This window comes from Filimonas lacunae (genome assembly GCF_002355595.1).
In the GTDB taxonomy this organism is placed as follows: Bacteria; Bacteroidota; Bacteroidia; order Chitinophagales; family Chitinophagaceae; genus Filimonas; species Filimonas lacunae.
Map to the genome: position 1 here is coordinate 635,938 of NZ_AP017422.1, position 23,865 is coordinate 659,802.

The 23,865-nt window shown below is 44.0% G+C and carries 19 protein-coding genes; 14 read left to right on the top strand and 5 right to left on the bottom strand.

The window, feature by feature from the left end; genetic code table 11:
* Positions 1-56: 56 nt before the first annotated feature.
* Entirely contained in the window at positions 57-956 is a 900-nt protein-coding gene (xerD, locus tag FLA_RS02630) for a site-specific tyrosine recombinase XerD (protein WP_076381844.1), read from the bottom strand.
* Between the two features lie 95 nt (positions 957-1,051).
* Between xerD and FLA_RS02635 the strand changes: the two genes are divergently transcribed.
* Positions 1,052-1,591, top strand: a complete 540-nt coding sequence (locus tag FLA_RS02635; RefSeq protein ID WP_076381845.1) for a YkgJ family cysteine cluster protein — start codon at positions 1,052-1,054, stop codon at positions 1,589-1,591.
* On the opposite strand, the gene FLA_RS02640 is transcribed toward FLA_RS02635, so the two are convergent.
* Positions 1,588-1,944 carry a YraN family protein gene (locus FLA_RS02640; RefSeq protein ID WP_076381846.1) on the bottom strand — a complete coding sequence of 119 codons (357 nt, stop codon included), beginning with the start codon at positions 1,942-1,944 and terminating at the stop codon, positions 1,588-1,590. The two genes, FLA_RS02635 and FLA_RS02640, sit on opposite strands and share 4 nt — an antisense overlap.
* Positions 1,945-1,983: 39 nt before the next feature.
* On the opposite strand from FLA_RS02640, the gene manA reads away from it, so the two are divergent.
* From manA to FLA_RS02665, 5 genes are all read left to right on the top strand, one after another.
* Positions 1,984-3,201: a mannose-6-phosphate isomerase, class I gene (gene manA / locus FLA_RS02645; protein ID WP_076381847.1), complete on the top strand. Its 1,218-nt coding sequence runs from the start codon at positions 1,984-1,986 to the stop codon at positions 3,199-3,201.
* A 42-nt stretch (positions 3,202-3,243) separates the two neighbouring features.
* On the top strand, positions 3,244-3,831 hold the full coding sequence (locus FLA_RS02650) for a DUF6580 family putative transport protein (protein ID WP_096510683.1): 588 nt from the start codon (positions 3,244-3,246) through the stop codon (positions 3,829-3,831).
* A 20-nt stretch (positions 3,832-3,851) separates the two neighbouring features.
* Positions 3,852-4,028 carry a DUF6728 family protein gene (locus FLA_RS31980; protein ID WP_317043538.1) on the top strand — a complete coding sequence of 59 codons (177 nt, stop codon included), beginning with the start codon at positions 3,852-3,854 and terminating at the stop codon, positions 4,026-4,028.
* Between the two features lie 235 nt (positions 4,029-4,263).
* The gene (locus tag FLA_RS02660) at positions 4,264-4,662 is read left to right on the top strand and encodes a hypothetical protein (RefSeq protein ID WP_076383029.1); all 399 of its coding nucleotides are present in this window, start codon (positions 4,264-4,266) and stop codon (positions 4,660-4,662) included.
* Positions 4,659-5,618 (top strand): IS3 family transposase, encoded by a 960-nt coding sequence (locus FLA_RS02665; protein WP_096510685.1) that lies wholly within the window; start codon positions 4,659-4,661, stop codon positions 5,616-5,618. The genes FLA_RS02660 and FLA_RS02665 overlap by 4 nt, the downstream gene beginning before the upstream one ends.
* Before the next feature lie 228 nt (positions 5,619-5,846).
* Here FLA_RS02665 and FLA_RS02670 read toward each other — a convergent pair whose 3' ends face one another.
* Positions 5,847-6,227 carry a hypothetical protein gene (locus FLA_RS02670; protein WP_076382982.1) on the bottom strand — a complete coding sequence of 127 codons (381 nt, stop codon included), beginning with the start codon at positions 6,225-6,227 and terminating at the stop codon, positions 5,847-5,849.
* 558 nt (positions 6,228-6,785) lie between these two features.
* On the opposite strand from FLA_RS02670, the gene FLA_RS02675 reads away from it, so the two are divergent.
* From FLA_RS02675 to FLA_RS02710, 8 genes are read left to right on the top strand one after another with little or no spacing between them, the layout of a single operon-like run.
* The gene (locus FLA_RS02675) at positions 6,786-9,050 is read left to right on the top strand and encodes a fasciclin domain-containing protein (RefSeq protein WP_076382984.1); all 2,265 of its coding nucleotides are present in this window, start codon (positions 6,786-6,788) and stop codon (positions 9,048-9,050) included.
* A 15-nt stretch (positions 9,051-9,065) separates the two neighbouring features.
* Positions 9,066-12,344 carry a SusC/RagA family TonB-linked outer membrane protein gene (locus FLA_RS02680; RefSeq protein WP_076382986.1) on the top strand — a complete coding sequence of 1,093 codons (3,279 nt, stop codon included), beginning with the start codon at positions 9,066-9,068 and terminating at the stop codon, positions 12,342-12,344.
* Between the two features lie 28 nt (positions 12,345-12,372).
* On the top strand, positions 12,373-13,872 hold the full coding sequence (locus tag FLA_RS02685) for a RagB/SusD family nutrient uptake outer membrane protein (protein WP_076382988.1): 1,500 nt from the start codon (positions 12,373-12,375) through the stop codon (positions 13,870-13,872).
* A 16-nt stretch (positions 13,873-13,888) separates the two neighbouring features.
* Positions 13,889-15,544 (top strand): fasciclin domain-containing protein, encoded by a 1,656-nt coding sequence (locus FLA_RS02690; protein ID WP_076382991.1) that lies wholly within the window; start codon positions 13,889-13,891, stop codon positions 15,542-15,544.
* A gap of 20 nt (positions 15,545-15,564) precedes the next feature.
* A complete protein-coding gene (locus tag FLA_RS02695) occupies positions 15,565-17,067 on the top strand; it encodes a fasciclin domain-containing protein (RefSeq protein WP_076382993.1) in 1,503 nt (500 codons plus the stop codon).
* A 19-nt stretch (positions 17,068-17,086) separates the two neighbouring features.
* Positions 17,087-20,191 carry a SusC/RagA family TonB-linked outer membrane protein gene (locus FLA_RS02700; RefSeq protein ID WP_076382995.1) on the top strand — a complete coding sequence of 1,035 codons (3,105 nt, stop codon included), beginning with the start codon at positions 17,087-17,089 and terminating at the stop codon, positions 20,189-20,191.
* A gap of 26 nt (positions 20,192-20,217) precedes the next feature.
* A complete protein-coding gene (locus tag FLA_RS02705; RefSeq protein ID WP_076382997.1) occupies positions 20,218-21,918 on the top strand; it encodes a RagB/SusD family nutrient uptake outer membrane protein in 1,701 nt (566 codons plus the stop codon).
* Positions 21,909-23,156 (top strand): right-handed parallel beta-helix repeat-containing protein, encoded by a 1,248-nt coding sequence (locus tag FLA_RS02710; protein WP_076382999.1) that lies wholly within the window; start codon positions 21,909-21,911, stop codon positions 23,154-23,156. The genes FLA_RS02705 and FLA_RS02710 overlap by 10 nt, the downstream gene beginning before the upstream one ends.
* Before the next feature lie 37 nt (positions 23,157-23,193).
* On the opposite strand, the gene FLA_RS31335 is transcribed toward FLA_RS02710, so the two are convergent.
* Positions 23,194-23,364, bottom strand: a complete 171-nt coding sequence (locus FLA_RS31335; RefSeq protein WP_159445210.1) for a hypothetical protein — start codon at positions 23,362-23,364, stop codon at positions 23,194-23,196.
* A 32-nt stretch (positions 23,365-23,396) separates the two neighbouring features.
* Positions 23,397-23,849, bottom strand: a complete 453-nt coding sequence (locus FLA_RS02715; protein ID WP_076383001.1) for a DUF6934 family protein — start codon at positions 23,847-23,849, stop codon at positions 23,397-23,399.
* Positions 23,850-23,865 lie beyond the last annotated feature (16 nt).

Consider the following 23,865-nt stretch of genomic DNA (forward strand, 5'->3'; position numbering starts at 1 on the left):
ATATTATATCCCCCTTGGATTGTCAAAAGGAGCGCTGTGTTTACAGCCTCCTTTTTTTATTGAAAGGCCGGATGGAACTGGTGTAAGGTAGCGCGCAGGTAATCCCGGTCGAGGTGCGTATATATTTCTGTAGTGGTAATACTTTCATGGCCCAGCATTTCCTGTACAGCCCGCAAGTCGGCCCCACCTTCTACCAGGTGAGTGGCAAAGGAATGACGAAAAGTATGGGGTGAAATGTTTTTGGTTATTTGAGCTGCTAATGCAAGGTCCTTGATAATGTAAAAGATCATCACGCGTGACAAGCTTTTACCAAACCTGTTTAAGAACAGGATATCATCCTGTCCTTTTTGCGGCTGCTGGTGCACTCTCACATTATCTTTATACAGCTTAATATATTTGATGGCATCACTGCCAATAGGCACCAGTCTTTCTTTATCCCCTTTACCAATCACCCGGATAAAGCCCACATCCAGGTACAGGCAACTGATTTTAAGGTTGATCACTTCACTTACCCGCAGGCCACAACTGTACATTGTTTCCAATATGGCTTTGTTGCGTGCGCTATCCGGCTTACTCATATCCAGTGCCCCTATCAGCTGCTCAATCTCTTCAAAGCTTAATACATCAGGCAGGCTGCGTTTTAGCTTAGGGGCTTCCAGCAATGGGGTAGGATCTATAGCAGTAATGTTTTCTATCAGGCAATATTTATAAAACCCGCGAATGCCCGAAATAATGCGGGCCTGCGAACTGGGTGTCATACCAAGTTCATTCACCCATTGCACAAACTGCTGTAAATCTTTCAGGGTAACATCCGATGGGGCCTTTTGATTGCCGGTGGCCAGCAGGTATTCCGTCAGCTTTTCTATATCGCGCAGGTAAGCTTCTACCGAGTTATCGCTCAGTGAACGTTCCAGCTGCAAATAAGCTTTAAACCCTTTTTTATACGCCTGCCACATAGAGGATGCCTATTATTACAGGTAAAGAAAACAATTTTATGGTACATTCATATTGTTAATCCGTATTGAATCTGTTCAACTAACCTGGATGTTACATGGCAAAACCGGTAGATTTTCCTGCTTTCAAACAAAAAGTGAGTGAGAATAAAGTGGCGATGCGGAGGTTTTTAGGCAAGCTGGAAAAAGAGCCACCGCGTTTTTTAGATAAAATGGCTGTTGCGTTAGAGGGAGAAGTGTGGCAGCACACAGATTGCTTATCGTGCGCTAACTGCTGCAAAACTATGAGCCCCACGTTTACGCAGCAGGATATAAAGCGTATAGCTACGCATTTAAAAATGACCCCATCGGCTTTTAAAGAGCAATGGCTGGATTACGATGAAAAAGAAGGGGAATGGTCGAATAAAAAGCAACCTTGTCAATTCTTAAACCTTGCCACCAACAAATGCCACATTTACGAAGTAAGGCCCGATGACTGTGCCGGTTTTCCGCATTTAACCAAGCGTAAAATGAAAGATTACCTGCACGTTCACCAGCAAAATGTGGAGTATTGTCCCGCAACATACCGCATGGTAGAGCGTATGCAACAGCAGGTGGTAAAGAAGAAAGGGGAGTGGATATTTACCTATCCCGACTAGAAAAATACATCTTCAATTAAAAAATATTCATCCGGTTTTCCGGCGTGCAGGTTAATAGACAGCACATCAAACTGTAGCAGCACCCAAGTATTGTTTTGTGCCTGGTAAGCCAGGGCAGCCTGCTTTAAACAGTTCATTTTGGTACGGTTGATACTTTCTTCGGGAAGCCCGAAAATAGTGGATGTGCGCGTTTTTACTTCTACAAAATGTAACCGGTTTTGCCGGGTGGCTATAATGTCTACCTCGCAGCGTTTGTGCCGCCAGTTCTGTTCCAGTATGGCATACCCTTGCTGCTGCAGCCAGCCGGCTGCCAACGCTTCCCCCTTATTGCCGGTTGTGTTATTATCAGACATTGTAGTATCTTTCGCGGGTTAAACCCTTATGGTGTTAATATGTTACAAGATAGAATTTACGAACTGAAAGGCAAAGTGCAGCATTATGCGTGGGGAGGATATGACTATATCCCTCATTGGTTACAAATGCAAAACAGCAACCCTCCTTTACCCTATGCGGAGTATTGGATGGGCGCCCACCCCTCTGCACCTTCCCTGTTGCGTGCCAACAGCGATGTAATTGAGTTGAACTACCTGATAAAGCAGTTACCCGAAGTGGCTTTAGGTAAAGAAACCTGGAACCGTTTTGGCGAATTGCCTTACCTGTTTAAAATACTGGACGTAAAGGAAATGCTGAGTATTCAGGTGCATCCCTCCAAAATAGAAGCGGAGAAAGGGTTTGATGCCGAGGAAGCAGCAGGTATTCCTATTAACGCCGCCAACCGCAACTATAAAGACAGGAACCATAAGCCCGAAGTAATGGTGGCCCTGAGTGAGTTTTGGCTGCTGCACGGTTTTTTACAACCCGAAGCGCTGAAAAAAGTACTTAACAGTGTACCTGCCTTTTCTTCCCTGGCTCCTTTATTTGAAAAAGAAGGGTATAAAGCACTGTATCAGCACGTAATGGAGCTGCCACAGCAACAGGTGAATTTAATGCTGTTACCGCTGGTACTGGCTGAAAGACAGAAGTTCAAAGCTGGACAGCTTACCAAACACCAGCCAGGTTGGTGGGTAGCCAAATTATATGAAGGACAGGAGTTTATTGGTGATATTGACCGTGGTGTATTCTCCATCTACTTCTTCAACATTGTAGAAGTGCAGCCAGGTGGTGCTGTGTTTCAGGGAGCAGGCGTACCGCACGCTTACCTGGAAGGACAGAATGTTGAGCTGATGGCCAACAGCGATAATGTACTGCGTGGCGGGTTAACCCCCAAGCACGTAGATGTGCCTGAATTATTAAAACATACCACCTTTGAAGGCATTACCCCGGTAATTATGCAGGGCGATGACACAGGTAAAGGGGAAAGAGTATACAATTGTCCCGTACCTGACTTCGGCATCAGTAAAATTCAGCTGCCAGCCGGCCAGTCGCTACGTCATATCAGCACATCGCTGGAAATCATCGTGGTAATAGAAGGCACCCTGCGCTTAGCCGGGCGCGGTATTGTTACCATAGGAAAGGGGGGCGCTGTAGCCATTCTGGCAGCGGAAGCCTATGAGTTACAGGCACTTGAGCCGGTACTGGCTTACAGGGCTTTTGTACCCCGTTTAAACTAAAAACTGTATTTTTGTCGTATTATTAGTAATACTTGTTGCGCAATGAAGAATTCTAAATCTGTATTGATTGCCTTTTGCCTGTTGATGGTAGTATTTATCCTTTGCCGGATGTTTAACCATACCAGTGGTTTTACGCCGCAGTTTGCTATGGCCATATTTGGAGGTGCTATATTCAGAAATAACAAAAAGTGGGCATTTGCACTGCCGTTGATCCCCTTGTTTTTAGGCGATGTATTATTTCAGATAATGTACCTGATGGGAAAATCAAACTTTCCGGGCTTTTACGAAGGTCAGTTACAGAACTATTTACTGTTTGCAGCATTAACCACCCTCGGTTTTTTAGTAAGCGAAAGAGGTGTTGTAAACAAAGTGGTGAGCATTTTTTGTACCTCACTGGCTGCTCCTACAGTATACTTTTTCCTGTCAAACTTCCTGTTATGGGCTTCAAACAGCGGAACCAGAGGTTTTAACCGTCCTAAAACATGGGATGGCTTAATATTATGTTTCCAGGATGCACTGCCATTCTATCCTAACAGTTTGTATTCAACCGTATTTTTCTCTGCTGTATTGTTTGGCGGTTATTACCTGGTGCAATACACCACTACTTCCAACAAGCTGGCAGCCGAGTAAATTAATAAATGATAGGTATTATGGGTTTCTGGAGACAAATAGCAGAGTATTTATACATTAAGAAAAAAGATCCTAATGTACCTACCAATACTTATACAAAGGCCATGCACGGCATGAACAGGATCTCTATATTTATGTTTCTGATATGCATAATTATCATCCTGGTGAAGTATGTTTTTATTCCATTGTTTAAATAAGATCAATAAGATATAAGGAGAAGGAGTAGCGTAAGCTGCTCCTTTTTTATTGCCCTGACCAGAGCGCATTGCCTGTGGTTCAAGGGTGTTTTATTAACAAAAAGTGTGTATTTTAACTATAAAAACCTTCCCCATGGCACCCCCACGCAATAGGGAAGTAGTGGGCACAAGTTCAATAGCACTGTGTCTCGTCCTGAAATAGCTTGACAGTTAAGAGCCTAAATCTGAAAAGAAGATGGCTAAAAACAGTCAGATCAAGAGTTTTAAAAACGTAATTGGGGTGAAGCTGAGTGATGATCCCCGTATCAATCATTACGAAGTAAGTTTTCGGCGCTGGCTGGCGCGTGAGATTCATTATGGACGCGTTAGCGTAGCTCAGGCAACGGTTGAATTGAGTATAAGCGACACACAGATTCGTTTGATTTGTAAGCAATATCCTCCTGAGGTAGTAACTTTACCTGCAATGACTGAAGCGGAAAAAAAGAAGCTGGAAGAATTAGAGAAGCAGGTAAAACTGCTTCAAAAGCAGCTTGAACACGCTGAGATCAAGAATATTGCCCTCGAAACGCTCATTGATGTAGCGGAAAATGATCTCAAAATTCCCATCCGAAAAAAGCCTGGTGCCAAACAGTGAACCTGCTTACAGAACTGCACCCTCATATTGGGGTAGGTCAGTTTTGTACAGTGTTTGGCAAGACCCGTCAAGCCTGGTATTATGCTACACGCACCCAGGCTGAGCAGGAAATGACAGATTCTATTGTAGTAAAAATGGTGAAAGAAATACGGGAGGAACAACCTCGCTTGGGTACCCGTAAGCTCTACTATCTGTTGGAACCTCAGCTACAGGCGCATGGAATTAAAATGGGCCGTGATGCTCTATTTGATATGCTGGAACGCTATGACCTGCTTATCCGTCATCGCAGACGGCGTGCTATTACCACCGATAGCAACCATCCTTACCGTAAATATGATAACTTAATACAGCACTTGATATTAACAGGTAAAAATCAACTTTGGGTTAGTGATATTACCTATCTGCGAGTATCAGAAGGCTTCTGCTACCTGAGTCTTGTAACTGATGCTTTTAGTCGTAAAATAGTTGGCTACCGCCTGTGGCCTAATCTGGCAGCGCGTGGAAGCATAGAAGCGCTAAACATGGCTTTAAATGAACAGCAGCCTGGGCGGAACATGCTCATACACCATTCTGATCGCGGTGTACAATACTGCTGTTCTGATTATGTTGGACAGTTGCAAAACTATCAGATCAATATTAGTATGAGTCATAAAGGAGATCCCTATCAGAATGCAATAGCAGAGCGGGTTAACGGTATTCTAAAGCATGAATATAGTCTTAATAAAGAGTTTGAAGATCTAGTTCAGGCCACCAAAGCTGTACAGGCTGCCGTAAACTTATACAACAGCCGCAGCCCCCATGATAGTTTAAGTTATCTGACGCCGGACCAGGCACATGAACTAACCGGAATAATCAAAAGGAACTGGCGGACTTACAGTAAGCATATTATTAAGAATCAGGACTTAGAAGTAAGCAACGTAGGATTAGGGAAGCTCTGTAACGCCAAACAGGATTAAGTTTATCATAAACAGGACTAAGCGCAAGCCTGTTAAGGAAGCCCGGATGAGCTGGCTGGAACGTAACAAAAAACAGGATTTTGAGAATCCTGTTTTTGACAGCAGGTTTATGCGCTCATCCTGACAGATCAGGATAGGATCACTGAGACCCCTGTAAACTGATGTTAGAATTAAATTTTATCTTGCAACAACTACTTATTATTAACTGCTCTCTACTGTCAAGTTTTTTTAGGACGGGTCACTGGTGACGAATTTTACAGCTATAGGGATCTTCCCCATGACTTCCTCACTCCACGGGGAAGTAGTAGCGATCATCCCCATAGTAGTGGCGATGAGTTTTACAGCTATGGGGATCATCCTTATGACTTCCTCACTCCATGGGGAAGTAGTGGCGATCATCCCCATAGTAGTAGTGACGAATTTTACAGCTATAGGGATCTTCCCCATGACTTCCTCACTCCACGAGGAAGTAGTGGCGATCATCCCCATAGTAGTGGCGATGAGTTTTACAGCTATGGGGATCATCCTCATGACTTCCTCACTCCATGGGGAAGTAGTGGGCACAAGTTCAATAGCACTGGTAACGAATTTTACAGTTATAAGGATCATACCTATAACTGCATGTATTTACTTTACTGCTATAAGAATCTGATTCATTCTCTTTTGTTGGCCGCCTGTTAACCTGGCGTGTGTTACCGTAACTGTCCTGCTTGTAACGCTGGTGAATAGAAGCTTTATCCTGTTGTAGTTAACTTTCGCTGCTCCCTGATTTTGCTACAAATGTTCCCCTTTGAGCAGGACACAGCAGGACAGTTGTGTTCTTTATCTATGATATCTTCGATTTCATCAGGTACTACTTGCCCCCATTTTCAAGTGCCTGATAATTAACGATTGCCATTTTATAACTAAGAAGCTAATTGCAGTGCTATATGAAAAAGATAGAAACTGTCCGTTGGAAGGGTAGTACGCCCTGTTCCTTATCCACTTGTATTTTATTGAATGAATTGTTGCCGCGACCGATGCGGGGTATTGTGTTTTACCCCTAACGCATGCATACCCACAGGTAGGCAACACATATAACTGCTGCAAAAACAGCTGCTGCTGCCGTATGCCCATGCGTTAAGCTGACATATCATTTTTCTACTTACTTATTTACTGTTTACTATTATGAACAGAACCATTACCAGCGTATTGCTTGTAACGGCTGCCGTGTGCGCATTAGCAGGCTGCCGTAAAAAAGAATGGGACGAACATTACGAAAGACCCGCAACCCTGGAACCCCCTATTTACCAACAGCTGCAAGCAGCGGGTAAGTTTAAAAGCCTGCTTACCCTGATAGACAAAGGAGGGTACAAAGAAACACTTGCCAATGGAGGTTACTGGACATTGTTTGCACCTAATGACGAAGCGTTTACTACGTATCTGCAACAGATACACAAGTCATCGGCTGATGATATAGCTGATGATACTGCCCGTATGATAGTGCAGTATTTACTGGTGTATAACTCCTACACAAAAGCCAGGCTGGACGATTACCAGTCTACCGCCAGTGGTAGTGCAGGATGGATACCTTCTTCTGCTTTCCGCCGTCGTACTGCTTATTACTCCGGTTTTTATACCGATCATGATGCCAATGGACAAACCATCACCGCTATTGCTAATAACCGCAACAGTTTGGCTGGTAGTGTAGCGGGTGGTTATATGTCAACTGATTATAATAATAAATATATTTCTTACTTTATAGATGACTATTTTAATACGCATCAGTTAACTGCAACCGATTACAATTACTTCTACCCTCAAACGCAGTACACTGGTTTTAACGTTGGTGCAGCTAAAGTAGTAAGGCCAGATCTTGCAGCCGAAAACGGTGTAATACATGAGGTGGACAAAGTGCTTACACCGCAACCCAGCATAGATGAATATGTAAAAAATAAGCCGGAGTACAGCAGCTTCTGGGCCATATTAAACAGGTTGAAACTGAACAATATGGTACAGTTTGCCTATAATGCCGATGCCACTAAACGGTATAATATATTAAAAGGTAACAACGATCAGGTATATGTTAAAGTATATAACTACCTGTTGTCTTTTTCACCTAACAACGAAAATCATTTAAAGGCAGAAGACAATGACGGCCAGAAAGATTGCTGGACTTTGTTTGTACCTGACAACGCCGCAGTAGATAAGTATGTAAAAGAAGTGCTTTGCGAATATTATCCCTCGTTGGATGCCGTGCCGGTGCAGGTAATAGCCGACTTCTTAAATGCACATATGTTTTCTACAGTGGTGTGGCCTACCCAGTTTGGAACTACACGCAACGGGGCAGGAGAGGAAGCGCGCTTTGATGCCAATGCAGATGTTACAGATAAACAGTTTTTAAGTAACGGTATTGTTTACGGCACCAATAAAGTACAGGAAGCCAATGTGTTTAGAACGGTATATGGGAAAATGTATTTAAACCCTGCTTACCAGATGATGACCCGCTTACTGGATGTGTCGGGTCAGAAAGTAAAACTTACGCAGGCCAACACGCAGGCCACTTTATTGCTGATACCCGATACCGCTTTTCATACAGCGGGTTATTATTATAATACGGCCAAAAGTCAGTGGGAATACCGCACCCTGGCAGGAACTACTACCAACGGGGTATATGATAAACTGGCGCGTATTGTAAGCACCTGTGTATTTATGGAACCTTATCGCAGCCAACTGGAAAGCCTGGCTGGTAAGGGCATTGTAAAATCGGGTGATAATGGCATTGAAGGGGAGTATATCATTTATAATAATTACAATATTCAAACGGCTGCATTGGTAGAAACCGGTGCGGTGGCGCATGTAGACAGTAGTAAAACGGCCATGAATGGCAGAGTGTATTATCTCAACTCCCTATTGCCTTATTCCGAAAACAACATAGGATATCACATCCGGCGTATAGGAACTGATGTCAATTCGCCTTTCAATTATTTCTGGCAATACCTGCAGAATTCACAAATATATACCGCTGCCACCAACCAGGTCACCGGGTTGACAGGTGGTTTTTATACTGTGTTTATACCAGATAAAGCGGCTATTGTAAAAGCGGTGAATGCCGGCTTGCTGCCAGGTACAGGCACAGCACCCAACAAAGTGCCCAACTTTGCACCTACCTCAGCAGCTGATAAGCAATTGGTGCAAAACTTTATACAATATCATATACTGGAAAACCACACGGTGATACCGGATGGCGATGTAAGCGGCAAATTTGGTACTGTGTATAAAAATGCAGTAGGTACTTCGCTGCAAATAACCGTGTATAATTCGCCTGGTGCCATGCAAATAACCGACAACCGGGGCAGTGTATCCAACCTGGAGCTGGATAACAGCAACCAATTATCCAATCGTTGTGTGATTCACCTGATAGACAATTTTCTGAACTATAATGCCCAATAAACCAAAACAGCAAGTATGAACATTCGATTACACTACATAATATATTGCTTGTTGCTGCTTTGTTGTTGTGGCATAACAGCCCATGCCCAGGACGCACAACAGGGAATTACCGTAACCGGTAAAGTAACCGATAAAGAAGGCAAAGGCATACACGGTGTATCTGTAACAGAGGTAGATGCAGATAAGCGTATTATCCGGGGTGTTAGCACCGACGTGGATGGAAACTTTGCTATTCGCATTTCCAATGTAAAAAATAAGCTGGCCTTTTCTATCATTGGCTTCCAGGATGTAGAAGGCATGGCCATCAACAGCCGCAGAACATTTAACGTAAGCCTGCAACCAGGAAGCAAAAGCATGGAGGAAGTGATAGTGGTGGCACAGAAGAAAATTGATAACGGTATGCTGCCCGTGTCGGACAGGAACATGACCGTTGCTGCTGCTAAAATCAATGCCAAGGACATGGAGGAAATGCAGGCGGCTTCTATAGACCAGGCATTACAGGGCCGTGTTTCCGGTGTGGATATTGCTGCCAATTCCGGCGATCCCGGTGCAGGCATGCAAATACGTATCCGTGGCACCTCTTCCATCAACTCTTCTAACGATCCTTTGATTGTAGTGGATGGTATGCCTTACGAAACACAGATACCTACCGATTTTAACTTTGGTACGGCGGATGATCAGGGCTATGCGTCTTTATTAAACATTGCCCCGTCTGATATCAAAGACATTACTATTTTAAAAGATGCGGCCGCCACTGCCGTATGGGGTTCCCGTGCCGCCAATGGTGTGCTGGTGATCAATACCAAGCGTGGTGCTAAAGGCAAGCCTGTATTAAGTTACACATTCAAAGGTTCGTTGTCGGCCAAACCACAGGCTATTCCTATGCTCAATGGCTATCAATATGCCACCCTGGTACAGGAAGCCTATATGAACCGCAACGGGGTGCCCTTGAATACGCAAACCGTAAACGAGTTTAAATACGATCCCAACGATCCTTACTGGTATAAAAACTACAGTAACAATACAGATTGGATCAAAGCTATTTCCAGGCTGGGTACTATACAGGATCACAACATTTCCATGACAGGCGGGGGCGATAAAGCCAGGTATTATGCATCGCTGGGCTATTTTTCACAGGTGGGTGTTACCAAAGGAACGGATATGAAAAGAATTTCTACCCGTATCAACCTTGATTATAACGTATCGGACAGGTTGCGTTTCAGAACCGATCTTTCCTTTGCCTATACCAACAACAGCCGCAACTTTGTAAACTCGAAAGATGGGCAGGATAATATCCGTTCTATAGCCTATACCAAAATGCCTAACATGGGTATTTATGAGTATGATGAATATGGCAATCTTACACCTAACTATTTTTCACCTGCTGTGAATATACAGGGTCAATATCCCAACACCTACAACCCGGTAGCCATGGCCAACTCAGCCGAAAACCGGATTATTACCCAGCGTGTGATACCCAAGTTTAATATTCAGTATAACCTGAAACCGGGAGTGTGGATGGCTACTATGGATGTGCAGTTTGATATCAGTGGCACAAAGAATAAACAATTTTTACCACAGATTGCTACCGGCCGTCCCTGGACAGAAGCTGTGGTAAACCAGGCCTACGATGGGGATAACGATGGTTTTAACGTGCAAACCAAAACCGCAGTAGTATATACGCCTAAGTTTAAAAATGACGATCATTCACTGGTAGCGTTGGCCAACCTGATGACGTATGATAACAAAAGTATCAGCTATCAGGCGCAAACCTCCAACACGCCTTCTTCCGATTTGCAGGACCCCTCTGTACCATCCCGTGTAAATGGCGCCAACTCCAACCTGTCGGCTACCACCAAACAAACCCGCACAGCAGGCGCTTTGATCAACGCGCAATATGGTTATAAAGACAGGTATATGTTCAACGTAGGTATAAGGGGCGATGCCAATTCACGATTAGCACCTAATAACCGCTATGGCCTGTTTCCTTCGCTCTCTACCCGCTGGCGCATTTCGGGCGAGCCGTTTATGCAGCACACCAACAAATGGCTGGATGAATTGAGTTTACGTTTGAGCTACGGCCAAAGCGGTAATGCGCCTAAAAACGATTATACCTACTACAATAAGTACAGCAATTTTGACTGGAACTACCTGGATGAATCGGGCATCTACTCTGCCAACATGAAGCTGAACAATCTGAAATGGGAAACCGTGATAGGGCAGAACCTGGGTGTTAACCTGGCTATGCTTAAAAACAGGGTGATAGTGGATGTGGAAGTATATCGCAACAGAACCAGGGACCTGTTTTTCTATAACCTGCAAACAGCTGGTATCAACGGCTATAGCAAGGTAGATATGAACGTAGGCACCATGGACAACCAGGGATGGGAATTATCCATTAACACCGTGCCTTATAAGAATAAGAAATGGCTGGTGGAATTCAATTTCAATATTTCGCGCAACGAAAACATGATACGTGAAATATCAGAATACTATCCCATTGAAAAAGGCAATATCAGCACCAATGGACAATATAAAACCTATATGCAGGTGAACAACCCTTTTGGGTCTTTTTATGGATTCCGGTATAAAGGGGTGTATAAAGACCTGAGTGAAACCGTTGCCCACAATGAAAAAGGTGGTGCTATTACTACGCCATCCGGTCAGCCTGTTTATATGCGTTTTAACTATCCTGCTACAGATTATGTGTTTCAGCCCGGCGATGCGAAGTATGAAGACGTTAACCACGATGGCACTATCGATTACCGCGATATTGTTTACCTGGGCAACAGTAACCCCATGTTTACAGGTGGCTTTGGTTTGAATGTAGGATATGGCAATCTTAGACTGTCCAGCTTTTTCAGCTTCCGTTACAAATACAATATTGTAAATGCAACAGAAATGAAAAGCACCAGCATGTATAGCTACGATAACCAAAGCACTACGGTGCTGCAACGCTGGCGCAAAGAGGGTGATGTTACCAATGTGCCACGTGCTTTATTCCAGACAGGTTATAACTGGCTGGGTAGCGACAGGTATGTAGAGAATGGTTCGTTCCTGCGCTTTAGAACAGTAACCCTGCGCTATACGCTGGAGAAAAGGCTGACGGATAAGCTACACATTAAAAGCCTGAGTAGCTACCTGACCGTAGAAAACCTGTTTACATGGACTAAATACACCGGACAGGACCCCGAAGTGAGTTTACGTGGCAGTGACCCATTCAGGGTAGCTACTGACAACTCTATGACGCCGCCGGTGAAAACGATAACATTGGGCTTAACGGCTTCTTTTTAATTACGCTGATTGTTTAAATAGCTGTGCTATGTTATATAACAAACGATACTTTGCCATTATACTGATACTGTTGCTTACCGGCACTACCTCGTGTAAGAAATGGTTTGACCTGAAACCTTCGGACGGTATTGTAAATGAAGACTACTGGAAAACAAAAGAAGATGTGCATGCTGCTGTAATAGGGGCCTATGCCTCTTTACTGGGCGATCCTGCCGGTAGTGATTCCCGCGACTTATCCGAAATTCTTTTTCTGTGGGGTGAATTGCGGGCCGATATGCTGGCGCCTTCCACCGGCACCAAGGCAGAAGACTACGAAGTAATGAATATGAACACTTCGCCTGCCAACACCATCACCGATTGGAAGCCGTTGTACAGAACCATTAATTATTGTAACACCATATTAAGGAATGCCCCTGAGGTAATGAACCTGGATAAAACCTTAACACAGGATGTATTAAACGGTTACCTGGCCGAAGCTAAATCCTTACGTGCTTTACTCTACTTTTACCTGGTAAGAAGCTTTGGCGATGTGCCTTTGAAGCTGGAGCCCACCACCAGCGATGATGAAATTGTTACGTTGCCCAAAAGTACACAGCAGGAAGTGTTGCAACAGATTTTAGCTGATTTGAATGACGCGGAGAGCAAAGCCCTGTTAACCTATGGCGCACAGGCCAGCGATAAAGGGCGTATTACCCGCTATACCATCAATGCTATACAGGCAGATGTGTACCTGTGGATGGAACAATACAATGATGCCATTACCGCCTGCAACAAAGTGATAAACGCTAAAAAATTTGGATTGATCAGTGGTAGCACTGCCTGGTACAACACACTTTACTACAGTGGCAACTCCAACGAAAGCCTGTTTGAGTTCCAGTTCAATAAACAGAAGATTAATAACTTCCTGTACATGTTTTATAATGTAAAACGATTTGTGGCTTCTACCGTGGTAATGGATCAGGTGTATTCCACAGAAAGTTTCAACAAAGACATACGTGGTGATGGCGCATCGGTAAGAGCTGCCGATAATCTCATCTGGAAGTATGTTGGTAAAAATGACAAGGATGTAAGAGCTACAGACGAGGCGTATGCACATTGGTTTGTATACCGCTATGCAGATATTTTGCTGTTGAAAGCCGAAGCATTGGCGCAGTTGAAAACGGAAACGGCCTGTACAGAAGCGTTAAACCTGGTGTACACGATTCGCCAGCGTGCCAATGCTTTACCGTCAACAGACAATGCGCCTTCTGCTGTTGATTTTGATGGTGTAGCCCGCTTTGTGCTGGAAGAGCAGGCCAGGGAACAGATGTATGAGGGTAAACGCTGGTATAACCTGCTGCGTTTTGCCAAACGCAATAACTACGCACACCTGGATGTATTGCTGGACCTGGTATCGGTAACGGTTCCGTTGAATATGATGAACTCGGCCAAAGCCAAAATAAGAGATTACAACAGCCATTATTTTCCCATATATCAATATGAACTGCAAACCAATAAAAGCCTGGTGCAGAACCCATTCTATAAATAGTAAAACATTGCTTGTTATGAAAAAGATGATTACACTGGCAGTGATTGCCATTACGATGCTGGTAATAATTTCAGTACAAAGCTGTAAGAAAACAGACCTGGTAGAATCTACTACCACTGATGTAAACATACTGGCTTACCTGAAGCAATTTCCTGATCAGTTTTCCAGCCTGGTAAACATTATCGACAAAGTGGGCTATAGCGACTTTTTAAATGCTTATGGCACTTATACCTTATTTGCGCCCACCAACGCTGCCGTTAAAACCTGGCTGCAACAGAAAGGAAAGGGCAGCATTGATCAGATGGATGCAGACGAACTGAAAGGTTTGTTGAAATTGCATTTACTGGAAGAAGTAGTGAACACCAGCAATTTTACCGATGGTAAGTTACCGGCTGCCACTATGTATGGTCAATACCTGATAACGGGAGTGGCTAATAAAGAGGGCTCTTCTTCTTACATTGTAAACCGTCAGGCTTATATCACACAGCCTAACATTACAACAGGTAACGGGGTGATACAGGTAATTGATGGCGTGTTAACACCGGCACAATACAGCGTGGCCCAGTTGCTGGAGCAAGACGCTTCTTTCTCTATATTCCTGCAGGCAGTAAAAGAAACAGGTTATTACGATACGCTGAATGTGGTACAGCAGGGGGATGTGCGCAAATGGTATACTTTGATTGCAGAAAACAACCAGGCCCTGGCAGATTCTGGCTACAGCAGCTATGCGGCGTTAAAAGCCAGGTATTGCAACACCGGCGATCCTAAAAATGCGGTGGATAGTTTGCATCTGTTTGTGGCTTACCACATATTACCTGATATCAAATACCTGGCAGATATTGTGATGGCTGGCTCGCACGAAACACTGGCTCCATTGGAAGTGATCACCGATAAAGTGGTGAATCAACAGGTATTGCTGAATGATGATGAGTTTAATGGTGAGCATGAGCAGGGAGTATTGATTGATCAGGCCAGCAGTGACGTTTCAGCCACTAACGGCGTATTGCATCGTGCCACTGCACACCTGCCTATGAAGTTGCGCAGTCCCTTCCCCGTATACTGGGATTTAGCTCAGTTTCCTGAGTTAACCCGTCTGGCGGCATACTACCGCAAAGCCAATTATGTATTCGAGTATGGAAGTGATATAGCAGATGTTAAATGGGAAAAAGGTAGCCTTACCTATCAGAATGGTAAAAGCGGTTTCCTGGGCGATTATCTGCAAATACAACTCGGCACCAGCAGCAGCGGATCTTGGATTGAATTTACTACACCGTTACTGGTAAAAGGAAAATATAAAGTATGGTTCTGTTACCGTCAGGAAGCATCGGGTGGTGATAAAAACGTTACCTGCCAGGTAAGCTTCGACTCTGTGCCGTTAACCAGCGCCCTGGTTCAATTCCATGTGAAGAACTCTACGGTAGATGCTGCTAAAGATGCAGAGCAGGAAGCACTTGGCTGGAAATGTTACATGGTGCCAGCTGCTGGTTTTGCAGTAGGACGCATGGTGGGTATTGTTGATGTAAAAGTAACCGGAAGGCATAAACTAAAGCTTTCTGTAGCCGCAGGCAGCAACGGTACCAACGATATGGATATGGTACACTTTATTCCGGTAGGTGCGAACCAGATATATCCAAGGTTTAAAACAGACGGTACCCTTGTTACCACCCCTTAATTCACTATTAATTGAACAGTATGCGATACGGAAAATATTATTGGTGGCTGCTCCTTTTTACAGGCTTCATTGCCTGTAAAAAGTGGAGCGACCACACGGAAGTAAAAGAACAGGCGTTGAACCAGGATTTAATGGAACAGATAAGCAGTCGCAGCAATCTTAGTCTTTTTAAAACCTACCTGGTGAAAACAGGGCTGGATAAAGAATTAACCGCTTCTAAAAACTTTACAGTTTTTGCCCCGGTAGATGCTGTATTAAAGAACCTGGATGCAGCAGTAGTGAACAATACCGACAGTTTGCGCAAGGTGCTGTTAAACCATATTGCCGGCCAGCTGTATTTTACCCGCATGGCCAATGACTCGGTAAGAGCCTATATGCTGAATGGAAAGCGCGTGTTTTTTTACCAGCAACACTTTGATGATGCTAACATTACTGAGGGAGATATTTATGTAAAGAATGGGGTGCTACAGATTATTGATAAAGTGGTGCCGCCATTACCTAACGCCTGGCAACTGATAGATAGTTTGCAGGATGTGTATGCGCAAAATGCTTACATAGCGCGGTTAACTTACCAGAAGCAAGACCCCACCAAAGCGGAAGTAGACAGTATTAACCCTATTACAGGGGAAATTGTATACAAACCCGGCACTGGCATTGTAACGGTAAATACTTTTACCGATAAGGTATACAACCTGGATAATGAAGATAGCCTGTATACTTACCTGGTACTGGATGATAATGCATACGCTACAGAAAAAACGCGTCAGAAGCCTTTTTTCAAAAGCACAGATGCTGTTATTACAGAAGGGAATGCTGCCTGGAATGTTGTGAAAGATCTGGCCATAAAGGGGCTGTACAGTATAGATAAGCTGCCTGATACATTGCTTTCTAAATTCAATGTGCGTGTGCCCGTTTCAAAAGCCAATATCGTTGCCACGCATAAAGTAAGCAATGGAATTGTATATGTGTTAAGCGCCAGCGCCAGTCCCATGAAAGATAAGATACCGGAATGTATTGTGCAGGGCGAAAATCCTTTTGCATTTAAAGGAGATGTAATATCCAAAACCTTTTATCGCATACGCAACAATCCAAACACCGGTAAGTCATTTAACGATATGTATATTCAAAGCCCTGGTGCTTCGTTCTATGTAGAATACATTACCAATGAAGTGTACACGGCCAAATACAAGGTGTATTGGGTGGCGTTAAGCGATTATACCTACCGTACAGATAATGATGATTATACCTACGGCACTACCACTGCGTTTCAACAGCGGCTGGCAATGGATTCCAGTGCCAATGCCACTTCACTACCTTATACAGCGGTGAATCCCTACACTTACACAGAAACTTACCTGGGCGAGTATACAAAGGGCAGTTACGACTTTCCTATTTATATCCTGAACAGGTTGAGCGGTAATGTAGTTACACCAGCCACGGTACATATGTATTTAACAGCTGCCGCTTCTACCCCTAACTATTTAAGTCTGGATTATATAAAACTGGTTCCTGTATTAGAATAACGCGACTAAATTATTGATTATGCTATTGAAACAGTCTGCCCTGGTTACGCTTTTACTTTTGTGCTGCCTTAGCCTGCATGCACAAAAGGATAAAGCAGTAAAAGGGCGTATTACAGATGCTACTACAGGAAACCCCTTACGCGGTGTAAGAATCAGTTATAAAGAACTCACCGCTGCTATTACAGACAGTGTGGGCAATTTTACCATACAGGTGCCTTCTTACGATGTATCGATACATGTGGAAAGTGAAGGCTACCAGGCGAAAGAAATTGCATTGAAAGGGAAAAGCCAGGTTACTGCTGCATTATATGAAACGGACTATACCTCTTTTTACAGTGATATCACTATCCCTTTTACACGTACCTCACGCTCGGCCGTAGCAGGTGCTGCCACCAGCATTACTGCGAATGATACCTGGGGTGCAGCGCCCGAAACACCGGATTCGTATTTGCAGGGTAAAGTGGCAGGTTTAAACGCCATTCGCCGGTCCGGCACACCAGGCATGGGCGCAAACCTGTTCTTGCGTGGTTTTACTTCCCTGTATGCCACCAACCAGCCTTTAATTGTGGTGGACGGAATTATATTCGATATTGACAATTATGGTTCTTCGTTGGTAAATGGTTACTACAACAATCCTTTATCGTTAATAGACCTGCGTGATATAGATAATATTACCGTATTAAAAGACGGAGCATCTGTATATGGTACTAAAGGAGCCAACGGTGTAATATTGATTACCACCGCCAGGGCCCGGCAGGAAGCCACTAAAATAGATGTGGCTTTATATGGAGGTGTAAACGTGGCACCTGCTACCATGCCGGTAATGAATGCCGCAGATTACAGGATTTACTTATCAGAGATGCTGCAATCACAGGGCCTTACCGGTAATCAGATTCAGGCATTGCCTTATATGAATGATGATAAAACCAGTCCTGATTATTATCCCAATCATTATCAAACCAACTGGCAAAAACAGGTATTGCATAACAGTGCTGTACAAAATTTGTACATGAAAATAACCGGCGGTGATAATATTGCGCGGTATGGCTTATCGGTTGGGTTCTTAAAAAATAATGGTGTAATAAAAAGCACAGGCCTTAGCCGTTATAACATGCGTTTTAACGGTGATTTTAACCTTAGCAAAAAGCTGACAGCTACTGCTAACCTGGGCTTTACTTACTACGAGCAGCAACTCAAGAACATGGGTATAGATGCACATACCAATCCGTTATTGACGGCATTGGTAAAGTCGCCGTTTTTACCTATTCACGAAGTAGCAGCAAGTGGTGCAGAATCGCCCAATCTGGCCGATGCAGATGTGTTTCATGTAAGCAACCCTACAGCATTGATACAAAGCATGAGTGCGCAAAACAAAAGCTATCGTTTTAGTGGCAGCATCAATTTTAATTACCAGCTAACAAGGCAAATAGCATTGAGTACTGCAATAGGTGTTACCATGGATAAAAGCCGGGAAACATTTTTTGTGCCACAAAAAGGGGTAGTAAGTGATACACTCGAAAATGCGGTGGCTAAAAACAGGTCAGGCGCACAGGTGATAAGAATGTTCAGTTTGTTTAACGATACACGCCTGACGTATTCCAATGTGTTTCAACGTAAACACACCCTGAGTGCAAGATTGGGTGTGCGTTACCTGAAAGGCGAAGCCGAGCAGGATTATGGCCTGGGCTATAACGCCGCAACCGATAAGTTAACCGGCATCGGATACGGTCTTAATTCGTTGCGTCGCATTGGGGGAAGTATAGGCGACTGGAAATGGGTCAACGGGTATGCGAATGTTGATTACAACCTGTCGGGCAAATACTTTCTGTCGCTGAACGTAGCTGCCGATGCATCTTCCCGCTTTGGTAGCAATACCGGCACGCCGGTAATGCCTTCATTGTCTGCGGCCTGGTTGCTTTCTTCCGAAAACTTTATGGCAGGCACTACCTGGCTGGATATGTTGAAACTACGTGCCTCGGCTGGTAAAACCGGTAATGATGATATTGGCAATTTTACTGCCCGCAAATATTATGTATCTCAAAACCTGTTAGGTGTATCTGGCCTGGTAAGAGGTAACACCGGTAACCCTAACCTGCAATGGGAAGCGGTTACCCGTCTGAACGCCGGTGTAGACATTGCTATACTGAACGAACGTGTAAGCATGAGTGCAGATGTATACACCAGCAAAACCAATAAGATGATCGTGTACGAACCAGCCACCACAGTAAGTGGCATGGATTACATTGTTACCAACAGCGGTGCTATGAAAACCAATGGTTGGGAACTGGCTATGAATGCACGTATTATTAATAACAAATCGCTGAAATGGGATATGGGTTTTACCCTTTCGCATTATACCAGCAAGGTTACTCAACTGCCTGTAGATGCCATTGAAACCGCTTATGCAGATGGTGCTTATATTACCCGTGCAGGCGGGGCGCCCAATCTCTTTTATGGTTATAAAACAGCAGGTGTATACAGCTCTGATGCGCAGGCAGCTTCAGAAGGTTTGATGAATAAAATGTCGGATGGTAGTTACAAAGCTTTTGCCGGAGGGGATGTTCGCTTTGCAAACACAACTACTGATGATAAAAATATTGATGCCGGCGACAGGCAGGTAATTGGCAACCCTAACCCAAAATATACCGGTGGTATTACTTCCCGCGTAGTATGGAAACAATGGTCGCTCGACGCCTTGTTCACCTTTAGTCAGGGTAATGATATTTATAACTACACCCGCCGCCAGCTGGAATCTATGTCAGGCTATGCGAACCAGCTCAGTTCAGTAAACAACAGGTGGCGCAACAACGGGCAGCAAACCAATATGCCTAAAGCTACCTGGGGCGATGCTATGGGTAACAGCCGCTTTAGCGATCGTTGGATAGAAGACGGTTCCTACTTCCGTTTAAGGAACGTAAACATCGCTTATAACGTGCCGCTGCCATCTGGTTTTGTAAAGAATATGACGGTATATGCTTCTGCCACCAACCTGTTTACGCTTACAAAATACCTGGGCTACGATCCTGAATTTGATGCCACCAGCAGCGTATACGGGCAGGGCGTAGATGTAACGCTTACGCCATTGTATAAGACTTTTCAAATGGGTGTGAGGTTAGGATTATAAACAAATTGAATACTGAAACGAAGTATATGAAATTATCTAAGTATATACTGTTAGCGTTGTTGCTGCCAGCTTTACTGGCCGGTTGTAAAAAGCTGGTAGAAACAGAGCCTAAAGACGTGCTGGACGAAAAGGAAATGTACAATGATGTGTACGATGCCGATGCTGCTGTAATGGGGTTGTACGGTAAGCTTATGGGCCTGGCCGAACGTTATGTGGTGTTGAACGAACTGCGTGCCGATTTAATGAGTACTACCATAAATGCCAGTCAATACCTGAATCAGTTAAATGAACATGGGCAGATCAGTTCGGATAACCCATACACCAGCCCACGTCCGTTTTACGAAGTGATTGTTAACTGCAATGATATCTTGTACAACCTGGATATTATGCGTAAAGACAAAAAGCTGAAAGAAGACCAGTACAGCGCCCGCTACTCGGATGTAGCGGCCCTGCGTGCCTGGGTGTATTTGCAGGTGGGTATTCACTTTGGTAACATTCCTTACATCACCAGCCCTTTATCTAACGTCAATGATCTGGCAGGTATTGAGCAAATGCCCCGCATTCCTTTTGCGCAATTGCTGGATAGCTTAATAGCTTCGGTAAATGCTTTGCCTACACTCAACGATTATCCTTCCGGAACCAGCCTGACTACTACAGTAGATGGTTATGTAACCAACAAATTCTTTATCAATAAACAAGTGGTAAAAGGAGAGTTGTATTTATGGCGTGGTAAAGGAACGGATTACACTACAGCTGCCGCTGCTTTTAAAACCGTATTGGAATCAGGAGGCACGGGAGAGTTTGATAAATACCGCCTGCGCTATGCGGATATAGTAAATCATAAAGATTTATCGGTAGGCTATGTGCGTTACCGGGAATGGGATGAAACCCAGCTGATCAACAATAATTCCCAGGGCTGGCGCAGTATTTTTGCCCGTAGCCAGGATGATATGTTTAACTGGGAATGGGTATGGTTTCTGCCTTTTAGCTCCGATTTCGCGCCCACCAATCCTTTCATCAACCTGTTCTCCAATCGTGGAGGTAGTTACCTGTTAAAGCCTTCGCAGGCTGCCATTGATAAATGGAACAGCCAGGTGCAGAAAAATGAATTACCTTACGATGCAAGAGGTAAAGTGTTTACCTGGCAAAACCTGGATGGCCAACCCGTAATTATGAAGTATTTGTACAACTACCTGGATGAAACTTCTTTCACTCCCATTAGCCTGTTGCAGAAAAACGGAAAATGGTTTTTGTACCGTGCTGCTTCACTGCACCTGGATTTTGCAGAAGCGGCCAACAGGGATAACCAGCACACGGTTGCCTATGCTTTATTAAACCAGGGGATCAACCTTACCTTTGGCGGACAAACCGCATCAGCTGCTCCTTATTATTTTGATGGTCGTACACTTTCTACACCTACCTATTATGGCGACTGGTATAGAAACCGTGGTGTACGTGGCCGTGCCATGTTGAAATCGACAGAAGTAACGGGAGACAGCACGCTTGCTATCGAAAGCAGTATTATTAACGAAGCTGCGCTGGAATTGGCCTATGAAGGCCGCCGCTGGCCCGACCTGGTGCGTATTGCATTAAGAAGAGATGATCCTGCATTCCTTGCAGATAAAGTATACGCCAAGCTGTTAAAGGACAATAACCCGCAGGCCGCCGCCGTTCGCACTAAACTATTAAATAAAGAAAACTGGTACTTACCTTTCAAATGGAAATAAAAGCAGTAGTTATAACAGCAGTATTATTGTGTACAAAAGCATGGGCTCAATTACCCGCCTTCCCCGGTGCATCCGGCTTTGGCGCCGCAGCAAGCGGTGGCAGGGGAGGTGAAGTGTATCATGTTACCAATTTGCAGGATAGCGGCTATGGAACGTTCCGCGATGCGGTAAGCAAGCCCGACAGGACAATTGTATTTGACACCTGCGGCATCATCACTATTAATGATAAAATAAAGGCATCCCCCCGCCTTACCATTGCAGGACAAACTGCCCCGGGCGATGGCATTGTAATATATGGCAATGGTGTTTCTTTTGCCTCTAACACCATTGTTCGTTATCTGCGCTTCCGGGGAAGCAGCAGCATGCCACGTGGGGCCTGCACAGTGGTGGCCGATGACCTGGAAGATATCATCTTCGATCACGTATCTATTCAATGGGGACGCTGGGATAACCTGCATTTGAAAAATAGTTCCCGCGTTACCTTTCAGCATTGCCTGATAGGCGAGAGCATTGACCCGCAACGTTTCGGTGCTTTATTCGAAGGCCCTACCAACGTTACCGTGCATCATTGCCTGTGGATAGATAACCAAAGCCGAAACCCCAAAGCAAAAGCCGGCATAGAGTACATCAACAACGTAGTATACAACTGGGGGGTGAATGGCCTCGTTGGTGGACACTCCGCCGAAAATCATTACCAGGACGTGATCAATAACTACTTCATCGCCGGCCCACAAAGCACCGATAAGTTTATTGGCATGTTCTCCGGCACCGATCACGTATACCACACCGGTAATTTTGCTGATCTCAACAAAAATGGCAAACTGGATGGCCGCCTGGTAATAGACACAGATTTTGTATCTGCCACTGCAACACTACTACCACAACCCACCCATAAAGCCCCCATTAAAGTAAAAGTGCAGGATGCTTCCAGTGCTTATACAGAAGTATGCAAACAAGCCGGTGCATCTTTGCGTCGCGATGGCGTTGATACCCGTATTATCTCATATCTAAAGTCGCTGGGAACAACAGGAGAAATCTTCCGCACCGACTCCGCTGCGGGTGGATTAGTGCCGTTGAAAACGGCTGCTGCTTTAGCTGACACAGATAAAGACGGTATTCCTGATAAATGGGAGCGTGTAATGAAGCTAAACGAAAAAGACCCCACAGATGCGAATAAAAAGAACGCAGAGGGCTACACGAATATTGAACGGTATTTTAATGAGTTGCTATTGAACTAAATGTAAAAAGCCTGCTGTGAAGCAGGCTTTTTTATGTTTAAGCATTTTTATAAGAAGGTGGATGTTGTGTCAGATTTTTAATAGCTCGTTCAACTTTCTTAACAATGAGCGGGTCTTTGTTAAGATCAGGCATTTTTTTTATGTCATTGTTAACTTTGCCAGTATTGTTCTTTTTAGAACCATTATGTTTAGATATAGATGCACCCATAATTCCTCAGTTCTTAATATAAATGTACTGTTTTATTTACGTGTAACCAAAAAAGCCCTATAGTTCTGTCCCTTGTTAAAGGTTTCCCAATTATAATTGTTCAATTGCCCCTCAATAACAAACAGATTATTTATTTCATTTAAATGAAAAGCTATACTCATCTGGTATAGTCTTGTGCGTGATAACGTGCTGCCTTCAATGTAGATTTTATGATTGGGATATTGATCCGTTACCTGAAAAATGGTGTCAGCGACTGTAAACAGTATTTTTTCTCTGTCTGAATTATTACTAACGGTCAAGTCTGATAGAGTTTGTTGTTCTTCATCCCAATCTCCGAATCCCAAATTGAAATGGTGTTTATCATTAGCCTTGAAATAAGTATATATAATGTACTTTTTAATATTACCATTAGGTCCTGTGCTCTCAAAAGAATATTGTAGCAGCGTTGAATCCTCTGCTTTGTACTCATATTTCTCCAATAACATTTTATAATTAGAAAAA

Bases quoted from the DNA above. Each gene is read 5' to 3' on its own strand.
- FLA_RS02710 (WP_076382999.1), top strand. From the start codon at position 21,909: ATGGAAATAAAAGCAGTAGTTATAACAGCAGTATTATTGTGTACAAAA.
- FLA_RS02695 (WP_076382993.1), top strand. From the start codon at position 15,565: ATGCGATACGGAAAATATTATTGGTGGCTGCTCCTTTTTACAGGCTTC.
- FLA_RS31980 (WP_317043538.1), top strand. From the start codon at position 3,852: ATGGGTTTCTGGAGACAAATAGCAGAGTATTTATACATTAAGAAAAAA.
- FLA_RS02640 (WP_076381846.1), bottom strand. From the start codon at position 1,944: ATGTCTGATAATAACACAACCGGCAATAAGGGGGAAGCGTTGGCAGCC.
- manA (WP_076381847.1), top strand. From the start codon at position 1,984: ATGTTACAAGATAGAATTTACGAACTGAAAGGCAAAGTGCAGCATTAT.
- FLA_RS02675 (WP_076382984.1), top strand. From the start codon at position 6,786: ATGAACAGAACCATTACCAGCGTATTGCTTGTAACGGCTGCCGTGTGC.
- FLA_RS02660 (WP_076383029.1), top strand. From the start codon at position 4,264: ATGGCTAAAAACAGTCAGATCAAGAGTTTTAAAAACGTAATTGGGGTG.
- FLA_RS02670 (WP_076382982.1), bottom strand. From the start codon at position 6,227: ATGATCCTTATAACTGTAAAATTCGTTACCAGTGCTATTGAACTTGTG.
- FLA_RS02680 (WP_076382986.1), top strand. From the start codon at position 9,066: ATGAACATTCGATTACACTACATAATATATTGCTTGTTGCTGCTTTGT.
- FLA_RS02650 (WP_096510683.1), top strand. From the start codon at position 3,244: ATGAAGAATTCTAAATCTGTATTGATTGCCTTTTGCCTGTTGATGGTA.
- FLA_RS02715 (WP_076383001.1), bottom strand. From the start codon at position 23,849: ATGTTATTGGAGAAATATGAGTACAAAGCAGAGGATTCAACGCTGCTA.
- xerD (WP_076381844.1), bottom strand. From the start codon at position 956: ATGTGGCAGGCGTATAAAAAAGGGTTTAAAGCTTATTTGCAGCTGGAA.
- FLA_RS02685 (WP_076382988.1), top strand. From the start codon at position 12,373: ATGTTATATAACAAACGATACTTTGCCATTATACTGATACTGTTGCTT.
- FLA_RS02690 (WP_076382991.1), top strand. From the start codon at position 13,889: ATGAAAAAGATGATTACACTGGCAGTGATTGCCATTACGATGCTGGTA.
- FLA_RS31335 (WP_159445210.1), bottom strand. From the start codon at position 23,364: ATGGGTGCATCTATATCTAAACATAATGGTTCTAAAAAGAACAATACT.
- FLA_RS02705 (WP_076382997.1), top strand. From the start codon at position 20,218: ATGAAATTATCTAAGTATATACTGTTAGCGTTGTTGCTGCCAGCTTTA.
- FLA_RS02700 (WP_076382995.1), top strand. From the start codon at position 17,087: ATGCTATTGAAACAGTCTGCCCTGGTTACGCTTTTACTTTTGTGCTGC.
- FLA_RS02635 (WP_076381845.1), top strand. From the start codon at position 1,052: ATGGCAAAACCGGTAGATTTTCCTGCTTTCAAACAAAAAGTGAGTGAG.